This window comes from Streptomyces sp. NPDC002499, from assembly GCF_053595415.1.
This window is the reverse complement of record NZ_JBSFXO010000001.1, coordinates 154,316-166,639: the sequence shown is the minus strand read 5'-3', so window position 1 is coordinate 166,639 and position 12,324 is coordinate 154,316. Positions and strand designations below refer to the sequence as shown.

Annotated in this window: 13 protein-coding genes; 9 read left to right on the top strand and 4 right to left on the bottom strand. The window is 70.3% G+C overall.

Annotated elements, in window-relative coordinates; translation table 11 throughout:
- Positions 1 to 11: 11 nt before the first annotated feature.
- The 4 genes from ACWD5F_RS00830 to ACWD5F_RS00815 are packed head-to-tail and all read left to right on the top strand — an operon-like array spanning position 12 to position 3,814.
- The gene (locus ACWD5F_RS00830; RefSeq protein WP_451249751.1) at positions 12 to 881 is read left to right on the top strand and encodes an XdhC family protein; all 870 of its coding nucleotides are present in this window, start codon (positions 12 to 14) and stop codon (positions 879 to 881) included.
- Complete coding sequence (locus tag ACWD5F_RS00825; RefSeq protein ID WP_451249749.1) at positions 874 to 1,764, top strand: AAA family ATPase; 891 nt, start codon at positions 874 to 876, stop codon at positions 1,762 to 1,764. Before ACWD5F_RS00830 ends, ACWD5F_RS00825 begins: the two co-directional genes overlap by 8 nt.
- A gap of 21 nt (positions 1,765 to 1,785) precedes the next feature.
- Positions 1,786 to 2,520: an SRPBCC family protein gene (locus tag ACWD5F_RS00820; protein WP_451249747.1), complete on the top strand. Its 735-nt coding sequence runs from the start codon at positions 1,786 to 1,788 to the stop codon at positions 2,518 to 2,520.
- A gap of 10 nt (positions 2,521 to 2,530) precedes the next feature.
- Positions 2,531 to 3,814, top strand: a complete 1,284-nt coding sequence (locus tag ACWD5F_RS00815) for a vWA domain-containing protein (RefSeq protein WP_451249745.1) — start codon at positions 2,531 to 2,533, stop codon at positions 3,812 to 3,814.
- Here the strand turns inward: ACWD5F_RS00815 and ACWD5F_RS00810 are convergent.
- From ACWD5F_RS00810 to ACWD5F_RS00795, 4 genes are all read right to left on the bottom strand, one after another.
- Positions 3,780 to 4,748 carry a LysR family transcriptional regulator gene (locus ACWD5F_RS00810; protein ID WP_451249743.1) on the bottom strand — a complete coding sequence of 323 codons (969 nt, stop codon included), beginning with the start codon at positions 4,746 to 4,748 and terminating at the stop codon, positions 3,780 to 3,782. The two genes, ACWD5F_RS00815 and ACWD5F_RS00810, sit on opposite strands and share 35 nt — an antisense overlap.
- 207 nt (positions 4,749 to 4,955) lie before the next feature.
- Positions 4,956 to 5,636 (bottom strand): class I SAM-dependent methyltransferase, encoded by a 681-nt coding sequence (locus ACWD5F_RS00805; protein WP_451249741.1) that lies wholly within the window; start codon positions 5,634 to 5,636, stop codon positions 4,956 to 4,958.
- Positions 5,637 to 5,724: 88 nt separating this feature from the next.
- Positions 5,725 to 6,453 carry a hypothetical protein gene (locus ACWD5F_RS00800; protein WP_451249739.1) on the bottom strand — a complete coding sequence of 243 codons (729 nt, stop codon included), beginning with the start codon at positions 6,451 to 6,453 and terminating at the stop codon, positions 5,725 to 5,727.
- A gap of 13 nt (positions 6,454 to 6,466) precedes the next feature.
- Positions 6,467 to 7,105 (bottom strand): SigE family RNA polymerase sigma factor, encoded by a 639-nt coding sequence (locus ACWD5F_RS00795; protein WP_451249737.1) that lies wholly within the window; start codon positions 7,103 to 7,105, stop codon positions 6,467 to 6,469.
- A gap of 215 nt (positions 7,106 to 7,320) precedes the next feature.
- Between ACWD5F_RS00795 and ACWD5F_RS00790 the strand changes: the two genes are divergently transcribed.
- The 5 genes from ACWD5F_RS00790 (at position 7,321) to ACWD5F_RS00770 (ending at position 12,323) form a co-directional block, all read left to right on the top strand.
- The gene (locus tag ACWD5F_RS00790; protein WP_451249735.1) at positions 7,321 to 8,064 is read left to right on the top strand and encodes a GntR family transcriptional regulator; all 744 of its coding nucleotides are present in this window, start codon (positions 7,321 to 7,323) and stop codon (positions 8,062 to 8,064) included.
- A 94-nt stretch (positions 8,065 to 8,158) separates the two neighbouring features.
- Positions 8,159 to 9,445, top strand: coding sequence for an MFS transporter (locus ACWD5F_RS00785; RefSeq protein WP_451249733.1), 1,287 nt, complete (start codon positions 8,159 to 8,161; stop codon positions 9,443 to 9,445).
- Positions 9,446 to 9,497: 52 nt separating this feature from the next.
- Entirely contained in the window at positions 9,498 to 10,859 is a 1,362-nt protein-coding gene (locus ACWD5F_RS00780; protein ID WP_451249731.1) for an acyclic terpene utilization AtuA family protein, read from the top strand.
- A gap of 4 nt (positions 10,860 to 10,863) precedes the next feature.
- The gene (locus ACWD5F_RS00775; RefSeq protein WP_451249729.1) at positions 10,864 to 11,187 is read left to right on the top strand and encodes a DUF4387 domain-containing protein; all 324 of its coding nucleotides are present in this window, start codon (positions 10,864 to 10,866) and stop codon (positions 11,185 to 11,187) included.
- Positions 11,188 to 11,246: 59 nt separating this feature from the next.
- The gene (locus tag ACWD5F_RS00770; protein WP_451249727.1) at positions 11,247 to 12,323 is read left to right on the top strand and encodes an NAD(P)H-dependent amine dehydrogenase family protein; all 1,077 of its coding nucleotides are present in this window, start codon (positions 11,247 to 11,249) and stop codon (positions 12,321 to 12,323) included.
- Position 12,324 lies beyond the last annotated feature (1 nt).

Here is a 12,324-nt window from a genome sequence, read left to right as displayed (position 1 = left end):
TGAGTACGCGGATGCAGCAACTGACCGCCGCCCGCGTGCCGTTCGTCCATGCCACCGTGGTGCGCGCCCAGGTGCCGAGTTCGGCGCACGCCGGTGACGAGGCGATCGTGCTCGCCGACGGGACCATCGACGGCTTCGTGGGCGGCGTATGCGCGGAGACCAGTGTGCGAACGGCGGCGCTCGGCGCGCTCGACGGCGGTGGGCCGCTGCTGCTGCGCGTCCTGCCCGAGGACGAGACCGGGTTTCCCGAGGCGCCGGGCGCGCGCGTGGTGGTCAACCCCTGCCTGTCGGGCGGGGCGTTGGAGATCTTCCTCGAACCGAGGCTCCCGTCACCGCTCGTCGAGATCGTCGGCCGGACACCGGTCGCGGACGCGGTCGCCGCCATGTGCGAACTCCTCGGCTACACTGCGGCCCGGTCGCTGCCGTCGGGGCACCTGTCCCGAGGAACCGACGCCGTCGTGGTGGCGAGCCACGGCCGGGACGAGGAGGAGTCGTTGCGGAGCGCGCTGGCGGCCGAGGTGCCGTACATCGCGCTGGTCGCCAGCCGTGGACGCGGCGCGTCGGTGCTGGCCGGCCTCGACCTCCCGGACGCGGACCGCGCCCGGATCAGCAGTCCGGCCGGCCTCGACATCGGAGCACGTACCGCGCCCGAGGTCGCTCTGTCGATCCTCGCGGAGATCATCACCTCGGTCCGCACACGGCGGGCCCTGCCGACGCGTGAAGGCGCCCCCGCCGCCGCTCGGAGCGCCACGGATCCGGTCTGCGGCATGACGGTCACCGTCCTGCCCGACACACCCCATCTCACCGTCGGGGGAGCGGACCTGTGGTTCTGCGGCACGCACTGCCGGGACCGGTACGCGTCCGCGCAGCACGATGAGTGACGCCTTCGCGGACGCCGACGACGTCAGGCGACGGCTCGACGAGGTCGACTACCTCGTCGACGAGGGCACGGCCACCGCGCTCTACCTCGCCGTCGCACTGGAACGCCCCCTGCTAGTCGAGGGCGAACCGGGTGTCGGCAAGACCTCCGCGGCCAAGGCCCTCGCCGCCGCGCTGGACGCCCCTTTCATCCGGCTCCAGTGCTACGAGGGACTGACCGCGTCCGAAGCCCTCTACGAGTGGAACTACCAGCGGCAGCTCCTCGCCATCAGACTGGCGGAGTCACGCGTGGAACGCCTCACCGACGCCGACCTGTTCACCGAGGAATTCCTCCAGGACCGGCCGATCCTGCGGGCGATCAGACATGCCGGCCCGGTGGCACCCGTGCTGCTGATCGACGAGATCGACCGGGCCGACGACGAATTCGAGGCGCTGCTCCTGGAGTTCCTGGGCGAGGCCGCCGTCACCGTCCCCGAACTCGGTACCTTCCATGCCGAGCGGAAGCCCCTGGTCGTCCTCACCTCCAACCGGAGCCGGGAACTGCACGACGCGCTGCGCCGCCGCTGCCTCTACCACTGGATCGACTTCCCCGCCCCGGAGCGGGCGGCCGACATCCTCCGCAGATCCGTGCCGGCGGCGAGCCGCCCGCTGATCGCTTCCGCGACGGACTTCGTCGGCAGGGTAAGGCAGTTGGACCTCGACAAGGCCCCCGGGATGGCCGAGGCCATCGACTGGGTCTCCGCCCTCACCGCACTGCGCGCCACGGACCTGGTGCGCGCCGACATCCTCCGCACCCTCAGCGCACTGGCCAAGAGTCCCGACGACCACACCACCATCACGGACGCGCTGGACGAACTGGGCTATCCGCAGCCCGCGTCCGCGTAGCGCGGGAACGGACGCCAACCGATGAGGATCGACAACAAGTTCACCGTCGACGCACCGATCGACCGCGCCTGGGAGGCGCTGACGGATCTGGAAGGCATCGCGCCCTGCATGCCCGGCGCCCAGCTCACCGGCGTCGACGGAGGTGTGTACAGCGGCAAGGTGAAGATCAAGGTCGGCCCGGTGATCAGCCAGTACGCGGGGACCGCCGAATTCGTGGAGAAGGACGAGGCCGAACACCGCGCCGTGATCCGGGCGAAGGGCAAGGACTCCCGGGGTGCGGGCAACGCTTCGGCGGTGATCGACGCGAGGCTGAGCGCGGAGGGAGACGTCACGACGGTCACCGTCGAGACCGACCTCAACATCACCGGAAAGATCGCCCAGTTCGGCAGCGGGATGATCAAGGAGGTCTCGGAGAAACTGCTGGGCCAGTTCGTCAAGAACCTGGAGAACCAGCTCCATACGACTGCGGAGGAGCCGACATCCATTACGGTCGCCGAGCCGATCGCATCTCCTGAGCCGATCGCATCTGCTGCGCTGAGCGAGCCGACTGAGCCGACCGTATCGAGCGCGTCGACCGCGTCGACCGCGTCGACCGCGTCGACCGCGTCGAGCGCGTCGACCGCCGAGGCCGCCCCCAACGTCGCTCCCGTCGACCTCCTCGACATCGCCGGATCATCCGTCTACCGCAGGCTGATACCTGTCCTCGTCGTCCTGGTCGTGGTCATCGGAATCGTCGTCTACCTCATAGCCCGGTGAACCGGACGCCATGAACGCCCCTGCCCCTTCTTCGGCCCCGGCCCTGCTGCTGCGCGGTGTCGACCTCGCCGCCTTCGCCACCGCGTTCGCGGTGCGGCTGCGGGAGCACGGCGTCGGGGTCGGACTCACCAACGGCACGACCTTCGTCCAGGCCCTGACCGTGGCGCCGCCCCACACCCGGACCGAGCTCTACTGGACCGCCCGGATCTGCCTGGTGCGGTACGACGACCAACTGCCGTACTTCGACGCGGTCTTCGCCGCCGTTTTCGAGGACGCGGTCCTCGCACTCGACCCCAACGCCCGCAGGGATCGCGGCCGTCAACGCACCCAGGCACCCGAGGGGAACAGGGACCAGGGAGCCGATGGCAGCGTCGACCGAGGAGGGCTTCCCTGGGTGACGCTGCCGCGCATGGTCGAGGACGGCGACCGGCAGGACACGGAAACGCCGGAGGCCACGCTCCTCGTGCCCCGGCCACGGGCCAGCGGCGAACCAGGGAATCTCGACGTGCCGTTCGAGCAGTTGGGCTCCGAGGAGACGGCGCTCCTGGGCCGTTGGCTGGAGAACGCCGTACCCACCTGGCCCCGACGTCGATCGCGTCGGCTCGCGCCGGTCGGCGGTACCCGCGGACGGATCGCGCTCCGGCTCACGCTCGCCCGTGCTCGACGTACTGGCTGGGAGCCGCTGTGTCCCGTACGGGTGCGGCCCGTGCACACACCGCGTCCCGCCGTCATGCTCTGCGACGTCAGCCGGTCCATGCAGGCGCAGGCTGTCGCCTACCTCCATCTGATGCGGGCGGTCGTCCTGCGGGCGGGTGTCCGTGCCGAGGTCTTCGCCTTCGCCACGTCCCTCACCCGGTTGACGCCCGTCCTCGCGCACCGGTCCGCACGGACCGCGATCGAGAACGCGACGGCCCAGGTCACCGATCGGTTCGGCGGCACGAGGATCGCGAGCAGCGTCCGCGCCCTGCTCGACTCGCGGCACGGTGAGTGTGTGCGGGGCGCGGTCGTGATCATCGGCTCCGACGGCTGGGACGCGGACAGCCCGCAGGAACTGGCCGAGGCGATGTATCGGCTGCGGCGACGCGCCCACCAGGTGATCTGGATGAACCCGCGCGCGTCCGTGCCCGGCTTCGAGCCACGCGTCGGAGCGATGGCGGCCGCGCTCCCGTTCTGCCACCGGTTCCTGCCTGGCGACACCTTTCACGACCTGGAACGGGTGTTGGGCGAGATCGCCACCGAGCGCCGGGACGGCTCCGGCGTCAACTCCAGAGGGTCACATGGATCGCGGGCCTGAATCGTCCCGCGTTGACACCCCCGCCGCGCAGCATCGCCTGGGTGGCGCGAGGCGTCGTCACGAACCTCACCAGTTCCTCGGCCGCGGCGGGTGCCGTACGCCCGGAGAGCGTCGCCGCATGCCAGGCGCTGCGCGCGGTGAACGCGGGGACGGACAACTGCCGTAGGTCACCCGCCGCGACGTCCTGGGTCACGGCGGACGCCAGCACCAGTGCCACGCCCTTGCTGTGCTTGGCCTCCTCGACCGCGGCGGTGTGGCTCTGGAAGATGCGTTGCTGCTCTTCGGGCACGTTGATCTGCCGGAGCACCGTCGTGGCCAGGTCGGCCCGGTCGACGGCGGAAGGTCCCAGCAGCCAGGTCTGCTGCCGCAGTTCACTGACCGATGCCTGGGTGCCCAAGGGGCGGCCGGCCAGGGCGTGTTGGGGACCGACGACCAAGGCCATCGCGTAGTTGAGGAACGGTACGCACGCGATCTTTCCGTCCGCCGGCGCGGGCCGTGGGCCGAGGGCCACGTCGATCGTGCGGTTCACCAGCAGCCCCGGGAACTGGTGGCTGCTGTGCACGCTCAGCTCGACGTCCAGGTCGTCCGCGCGGTTGGCGAACAGATCGATGAGACCGGGAGCCGCGTACTCGGCGAAGAGACTGGACGCCCCCACCCGCAGGAGCCGTCGCCCGAACCCCGCCTGGCTGACCTCCAGAATGGTGCGGTCCTGAAGCCCCAGCAGCTCGCTCGCGCGGCTGGCGAGGCGCAGTCCGCCCGGGGTGAAGGCGAGCCCCGCTCCCGTACGCGCGAACAACTTGTCGCCCAGTTGCTTGCGCAGATGGGCGACGTGCATCGAGACCGCCGCCTCCGACACCGACAGGTCGCGGGCGGCGGCCTTGACCGAGCCGAGCCGTACGACGGCCGCGAACGCCCTCAGTTGAGTAGGCGTCACGTGATCCTCCCCTGTGTCGTTGTCGGTTCAAATTATCTCGCGTGATCTCGGGAGGCTACAGATCGCGAGAGGGATTGTGCCGCGCGGACGAGACGGGGAGGACGGCGTCCGCGGGGCCATGTGGGGTGGGTCAGGGTGTCCTTCGTTCGGCCGGTCAACTCCCTTGGAAGCAAGGGGGGTTGGGCGATGAGGCGGTGGCGGCGGACTTCAGCGCAAGCGTCGCGCGCGCAGCACGATGTCGTCCTGGTGATGGGCCCCGGCGCCGCCCTCGGGTGCCACGCGCGGCCGCTCCTCGTCCACCTCGATCTCCCAGTCGTCGTCGAGCAGTGCGGTGACCATGGAGGGCCAGACGTAGTCGGCCGGGTCGAAGCCGCTGTCGTCCGGCTGGTGGGTGTCCATCCCCGCGTGGTGCACGAGCAGCAGGACACCGCCCGGTGCGACGGCGGCCAGGAGCGCGCGCTCGGCCGCGGAGTCGGGGGTGCGCAGCAGAGCCGGGTACTGGGCGGAGACCAGATCGAAGGACGCCGGCGGGAGCGCCGCGTCCGTCAGCGAGGCGTGGATCCAGCGCACGGGCACGTCCGCGTCCCGTGCGTGGCCGACGGCCCGCTCCAACGCCACGCCCGAGACCTCGAGCGCGGTCACGTCCCATCCGCCGCGCGCGAGCCAGACGGCGTCCGCGCCCTCGCCGCAGCCGACGTCGAGCACGCGGCCGGGCGTGAGCGAGGCGACCTCGGCGACGAGCGCGCCGTTGGGCCGGCCGCTCCACAGTTGCTGCCGGTCGGCGTACCGGGTGTCCCATTCCGCGCGCACCGTAGGGTCTCCGGCGTAGGTGCCGGCGGGCGAGGGGGCGTCGAAGGCAGCCGGTTGCGCTGCGATGTCGTCGGTCATGTGCCCACCGTCGGCCATGACGCCTTCGCGGGACCACTTTTGTTGCCGTTCCCGCAAATCGGCGTCGGCCGAGCGGCACCGGCACGAGTCACCACCCTCGCACGCTCACCAGTACCTTGCCGTCGGCGCCGTACACGCGGAAGAGGGGGCGGTCCGCCGGCTTCGTCGGGCTCGTGGCGAGTTCGCCGACATCCCTGGGGGCGCTGACGGCGTACGTGCTCACGTAGACGGGCCGTCCGGCCAGCCGCACGATGGGGAGCGTGGTGGTCCGGCCGTCCTCCGTCATGGTGATCCGGGCCGCGGGAGCCTTGCCGGTGTAGGCGAGGATGTGCACCACGCCCTTGGGGAGGGGAAACGCGTTCTCGGTCACGGGCAAAGCGCGCGGGTCCTCGATATCGAGATCGCTGACGCAGATGGGCTTCTTGTCACCGGTCTGCCCGTCGCACAATTTGGTCGGCTGGAGCAGGTACCAGACGCCGAGGCCGACCTGGATCCGTTCCCCGGGGCGGACGATCCGCACCTCCGAGTCACGGTTCGCCGTGTCGTGCGGGGAGGGGGAGCGCGAGGGGGTCGGACGGGAGCTGGTGACGGAGTGCGAGGCGTCGGGCTCGGACAGGGCGACGACTTCGATGCCGACGGGCACGAGAAGCGCCGCGCTGAGAGTGGCGGCCGCCAGCCTGCGTCGTCGTTTGATGACCTTGCTGCGGTGGATGATCCGGTCGTGCGGAAACGACGGGGGCACGAAGTCGCGTGCGGCCTCGTCGAGTGCCTGCCACAGTTCGGGTACCGGTGGCTGCGGTGACATGTCGGTCGTCATCACGGGTCCCCTTTCACCCTTGGGCCGCTGCGGCGGCGTAGTCGGACAGGGCCGCGCAGTCGCGCAGCTTCTTGAGGGCACGGCTGGCCTGGCTCTTCACGTTGCCCACCGAGCAGTTGAGGATCTGTGCCGTCTCCTGCTCGCTGAGACACTCCCAGTAGCGCAGTACGACGACCGCGCGTTGGCGGGGCGGGAGGGTCGCGAGCGCGTCGAAGAGCTCGGAGCGGTCGGCATAGGTGTCGTGCATGCTGATCTCACCGGCCGGTATGTGCGGCTCGGTCAGGTGCGGCGTGAGGAGCTGTACGACCCGTCGTCTGCGCTGCCGCGTGGTGTTGTTGTTGATGAGCGCCCGCCGGACGTACTGGTCGGGGGCGTCGAGGGTGCGTACGTGGTTCCAGCGCAGGTACACCTTGGCGAGGGTGGTCTGGACGAGGTCCTCCGCCTCGTGGTGGTCACCGTTGGTCAACAGGTAGGCGATGCGCAGCATCCGCCGCCAGCGGACGGCCGCGTACGTCTCGAAGTCCGTGAGATCCGGGAGGTCGTGCTCGGTCGGGTCCGGCTCCGGTTCCGGTCCGCCGCCGGCGTCCGCCTTCTGGTCCGATCTCCAGACCGCCTCTCCTCCAGAGGCGGCAGGCGTACGAGGGCTGATCATGCGCACACCCCGTCTTTCCCCGTTTCATCAACTGTTCGGCGCTCTGGTCAGGGAGCGCGTATTCCTGTCAGTAACACCCCTGAACTGGCGCGGTGGTTGCATGCCGGGTCGCATCTTGTGATCGAGGGACGCAAGAGGGCGAGGCGGGGTGCGGGCACTCTCGCGGCCGCCTCGCCCATTGACTGTTTGCTATAGCAGGAGGCATTCTTGCTGGCATGAGCACCGACGCCCTGGGCACCGTGGAGACGATGTCGCTGGCCGACCAGGCCTACCGGCGGCTGCGGGACGCGATCCGTGAGGGCGTCCTGCGGCCGGGGGAGAAGATCACCGAACGTGCTCTCGCTACCCGGCTCGGTGTCAGCCCCACCCCGGTGCGGGAGGCGCTGCGCCAGCTGGTGCACGAGAAGGTCGTCGAACGGGTCGGCCCGCGCGCCCTGCGCATCGCCGACCACTCCTCGGCGGCCCGCTCGGAGATCGTCGAGGCGGAGGTGCGCCTGTCCGCCCTCATGGCCCGGCTCGCGGCCCGCAACGCCACCGCCGAACAACTCACCGCTCTGGTCTCCCTGTTGGCGGAGACCGACCTGATCGTCGCCGATGTCGAGAAGACCGTCGCCGAGCAGGGCTCGGAGGCTGATGTCGCCGACCACGGCATGGAGGTCGATGTCGCCGAGCGGCTCACGACCGTCTTCCACAAGCTGCGTCTCTTCCATCGCCAGGTGGAGGAGTGCGTGGGCAATCCGGTTCTGACCGGGCTGCTCGAACAGGCGCGGGCGTTCAGCTACGAGGAACGGCTCGATCTCACGATGAGGCTCGCACCCGAGCGCGCCGACGCGTTCCGCGCCCGCTACCACGAACACCGGCTGCTCCTGGACGCCCTCCTCGAACGGGACGAGGACCGCGCCGAGGAACTCGCCGCGCACCACCACCGCGCCGCGCTCGTCCAGCTCTCCGGCGTCTGACAGCCGCCACCCCGGATCCTCTGCCTGCCCTGGGACGGACAGGCCTCTCTTTTCACCCTCCCCTTTTGCTATAGCATGTAGCACTGGAGCCGCCATGATCCCCGATTCCCCGCCCGCCCCCGGTGCGACGACGACCAGGCCGCCCTCACGCGCGGGCGAGCAGCTGAACCACGCCGCCGTGCTGTGGGTGACGCTCGCGGTGTTCGCACAGGAGGCGGTGTGGAACTTCTACGACGCCCAGGTCCCCGAACAACTGCGGCAGCACTTCACCTCGGCCGGCGTGATCGGCCTGATCATGGGCCTGGACCACTCCTGGGGCATCTTCACCCAGCCGTCCGTCGGATTCCTCTCCGACAAGTTGGCCCGCCGCCGCACCGGCCGCTGGCCGATCGTCCTGGTCGGCGCCGCCGTCGCCACGGTGCCGTTCGTCCTCATACCGTGGGCCGGCAACCTCCCCCTGCTGCTGGTGTGCGTGGTCGGTTTCGCCGCCGTCGCCAACGCCTTCAAGGGCGTCACCGAGACCCTCGTCTCCGACTACGTCGCCCCGTCCCGACGCGGCCGGGCCCAGGGGTTCGTCAAGGCCGGCGTCAGCCTGACCATCGTCGTCTCCTCCCTGATCAGCCTGCTCGTCGTCGACCGCTCCCTGCGGCTCGCGTTCGCGATCCCGCCGCTGCTGATGCTGATCATGCTGGGCCTGTCCTGGGCGTTCCTCGGCCGCCGTCACGCCGAGCGGGTGCTCCCCGAGGAGAAGACAGACCAGGCGGGGGAGTTCGGCTCGCCTTGGGCGGTGGTGAGGGACGCGGTGCGCTCGCCGTCCAGTCCGACGCTCCTGCTGATGATCGGCATCTTCTGCTTCGCCGGGATGTGGTCGGCGCTGCGCTCCCTCATGACTCCGTACGGCACGCAGGTGCTGGACCTGACCCGGGGAGAGGCCGGCGGCCTTGCGCTGCCCGGCGCCGTCGCGTTCCTCGTCTGCGTCCTGCCGATCGCCTACCTCTCCGACCGGCTCGGACAGATGCGTGCCATGCGCTACGGCGTGGGGCTGTTCATCGTCGGCCTCCTCGTCGGCTTCGCCGTCCCCACCGTCCCCGGCACGATCGCGTCGATGGTGCTGTCCTCCCTCGGGTACGCGTCGTTCGCCGTCAACGCGCTTGTCGCGCTGTGGAATCTCGCCCCCACGCAGAGGGTCCTGGGCACGTACACGGCCTTGTACACGATCGCGTCCGCGTCCGGGATGGCGCTCGGTCCCGCGGTCCTCGGCACGACGATCGACCTCACGAGCTGGCGCTGCATGCTCCTGAACGCCGCGTTCTTCGCCGGCGTCACCTTCCTCGTCTTCACCCGCCTGGCCCGCCGCACCCCGGACCGGCCCATGGCGTGACGCCCCGACCGTTCCGCCTCCTTCACACGCAGCACCGAAAGGCACCGTCCTCATGGAACTCCGCATCCTGGCCCCCACCGGCGCGCTCGGCGCCGGGTTCGACGCCGACGCCCTCGCGCGCGGTGTCGCCGCCCGCCCGGACGTGATCGCCTGCGACGCCGGGTCCACTGACTCCGGCCCCGCCGCCCTGGGCTCGGGCACCCCCAAACTGTCCGCCCAGGCCGTCACACGCGACCTGCGCCTGCTCCTCCAGGCCCGCGACCGACTCGGCGTACCACTGATCATCGGGTCGTGCGGAACGTCCGGCCGAGACGTCGGCGTCGACTGGATGGCAGGCCTCGCTCGCAAGTTGGCCGCCGAGGGAGACCTGCACTTCAAACTGGGCCTGATCTACTCGGACCAGCCCGCGGAACGTCTCCAGAACCTCCACGACGTCGGCCGCATCCGACCCCTCGCGAACGCGCCCGTCATCGACCGGGAGGTGTTCGCCCGCAGCCACACCGTCGCGATGATGGGCGTCGAGCCCCTCCAGGAAGCCCTTCAGGCCGGCTGCGACGTGATCCTCGCGGGCCGGGCCAGTGACACCGCGCTGTTCGCGGCCCTCCCGCACCTCAAGGGCGCCGACCCGGGCCTGACCTGGCACATGGCCAAGACCATCGAGTGCGGCGCGGCCTGCGCCGTCCCCCCGTCCGCCAACGGACTGCTCGTCACCCTGCGCGCGGACCACTTCGACGTCACCACCCTCGCCGACGGCAGCCGGCTGACCCCTCGCTCGGTCGCCGCGCACACCCTGTACGAGAACGCCGACCCGTTCCGTGTCGCCGAGCCCTCGGGCGTGCTGGACACCACCGACGCCACCTACGAAGCGGTCGACGACCGAACCGTCCGCGTGCGAGGCGCCCGCTACCTGCCGGCCGACGGGTACACCAACAAACTCGAAGGCGCCGAACTCGTCGGCCACCAGACCGTCGTCTTCGGAGGTGTGCGCGACCGTGTCGTCATCGACGCCCTGCCCAAGCTGCTGCCGATGGCCAAGCAGTACTTCGACGCCAAGATCCTCGACGTCTTCGACGGAGCCGTCGACCCCGCCGACATCGACATCGACTACCGCCTCTACGGCACGGGCGCCGTGCTGGCCGGCCGTGAGCCCGACCCGCTGACTCCCCGCGAACTCGGCGTCCTCATCACCGTCACCGCCCCCGACCAGGAGACCGCCCACGCCATCGCCACGTTCGTCGCGCACGCCAGCAGCCACCTGCCCATCCCGGAGTACGACGGCCTGGTCTCCACCCTGGCCTACCCGTACTCCCCGCCCGAGACGGACCGCGGCCCCCTGTACCGCTTCACCCTCAACCACGTCGTCACCGGCGTGACCCCCACCGAACTGTTCCGCACCACCACCGAGGAGCTGTGACCCCATGACCACCCTGCTCGACTACTGCTCCCTGGTCCGCTCCAAGAACGCCGGCCCCTTCACGCTGACCTTCGACTTCATGTGCCACGACAAGGACGCGTACGACGCCCTCGTCGCCACCGGCTTCCTCGACAAGAACCTCTTCGCCACCCTCTACGAAGCCGACCCCGACGACATCCACGTCGTCAACCACCCCCGCGCCCTCGCCGTCAAGGTCTCCCTCCCACGCCCGACCGTCCAGGGCGACCTGCACGACACCGACTGCTACGCGGGCCAGCAGTACGCCCCGCTCATGGACATGGAGGTCTCGGCCGACTCCGCACACTGAACGCCGATTCCTCGTGCACGGCTATGGGAAGTTTTGGGGTGCATCGTTACCCTCCGGCCATGATTCCCACGGTGGTTTGGGGCACAGGCAATGTCGGGCGTGCGGCCATCAGAGCCGTCGCGGCGCATCCGATGCTCAGCCTTGTGGCCGTGCTGGTGTCGAATCCCGCCAAGGTCGGCAGGGACGCGGGCGAGCTCAGCGGGCTGGACCGGCGACTCGGGGTGGCGGCGACGGACGACGTGGAGGCGGTCCTCGCCGCGGGTCCCCGCGCGGTCGTGTACGCGGCGTCCGGTGACGTCCGCCTGGACGGCGCGATCGAGGACATCGGTCGCGCGCTCCGCGTCGGCGCGGTGGTCGTCACACCGTCCCTGTACGGCATGTACGACTGCACGAACGCGCCGGACGAGATCCGTGACGTACTGGTGGAGGCCGCGACGGCAGGCGGCGGCTCGCTGTTCGTGTCGGGTGTCGACCCCGGGTGGGCCAACGACGTACTCCCGCTGCTGGTCAGCGGGTTGGGCTCCGAGATCGACGCCGTCCGCTGCCAGGAGATCTTCGACTACTCGACGTACGACCAGGAGGAATCGGTCCGCGACCTGATCGGTATGGGACATCCGCTGGACTACCAGCCGTTGATGCTCGTCGAGAGCATCCCGACGATGATCTGGGGCGGACAGCTGCGGATGATGGCCCGCGCGCTGGGTGTCGAACTGGACGGCATCGAGGAGACGTTGGAACGCCGGCCCCTCGAATCGACCGTCGTCACCGACACGATGGGGGAGTTCGCGGCCGGCACCCAGGGGGCGATACGTGTCGAGGTGCTGGGCATGGTCGGGGGCGAGCCCCGCATCGTCGTCGAGCACGTCACCCGTATCCACGCCTCCTGTGCCCCGGACTGGCCGGTGGCGCCGGACGGCGGGGCGGGCGCGCACCGCGTCATCGTCGAAGGGCGGCCCCGCATAGAGGTCACCGTCGAGGCCATGGACGAGGGAGACAACAGAGCCGCGGGCGGCAACGCGACGGCGGCCGGCCGGCTGGTGAACGCCATCGACTGGCTCGTCGAGGCCGAACCGGGTCTCTTCGACGCACTCGACGTCCCGCTGCGCCCCGCGGTGGGCAGACTGGGAAAGAAGTGAT

Coding starts and splice junctions, on each gene's coding strand:
- ACWD5F_RS00830 (WP_451249751.1), top strand. CDS start 12: ATGCAGCAACTGACCGCCGCCCGCGTGCCGTTCGTCCATGCCACCGTG.
- ACWD5F_RS00825 (WP_451249749.1), top strand. CDS start 874: ATGAGTGACGCCTTCGCGGACGCCGACGACGTCAGGCGACGGCTCGAC.
- ACWD5F_RS00820 (WP_451249747.1), top strand. CDS start 1,786: ATGAGGATCGACAACAAGTTCACCGTCGACGCACCGATCGACCGCGCC.
- ACWD5F_RS00815 (WP_451249745.1), top strand. CDS start 2,531: ATGAACGCCCCTGCCCCTTCTTCGGCCCCGGCCCTGCTGCTGCGCGGT.
- ACWD5F_RS00805 (WP_451249741.1), bottom strand. CDS start 5,636: ATGACCGACGACATCGCAGCGCAACCGGCTGCCTTCGACGCCCCCTCG.
- ACWD5F_RS00800 (WP_451249739.1), bottom strand. CDS start 6,453: ATGACGACCGACATGTCACCGCAGCCACCGGTACCCGAACTGTGGCAG.
- ACWD5F_RS00795 (WP_451249737.1), bottom strand. CDS start 7,105: ATGATCAGCCCTCGTACGCCTGCCGCCTCTGGAGGAGAGGCGGTCTGG.
- ACWD5F_RS00790 (WP_451249735.1), top strand. CDS start 7,321: ATGAGCACCGACGCCCTGGGCACCGTGGAGACGATGTCGCTGGCCGAC.
- ACWD5F_RS00785 (WP_451249733.1), top strand. CDS start 8,159: ATGATCCCCGATTCCCCGCCCGCCCCCGGTGCGACGACGACCAGGCCG.
- ACWD5F_RS00780 (WP_451249731.1), top strand. CDS start 9,498: ATGGAACTCCGCATCCTGGCCCCCACCGGCGCGCTCGGCGCCGGGTTC.
- ACWD5F_RS00775 (WP_451249729.1), top strand. CDS start 10,864: ATGACCACCCTGCTCGACTACTGCTCCCTGGTCCGCTCCAAGAACGCC.
- ACWD5F_RS00770 (WP_451249727.1), top strand. CDS start 11,247: ATGATTCCCACGGTGGTTTGGGGCACAGGCAATGTCGGGCGTGCGGCC.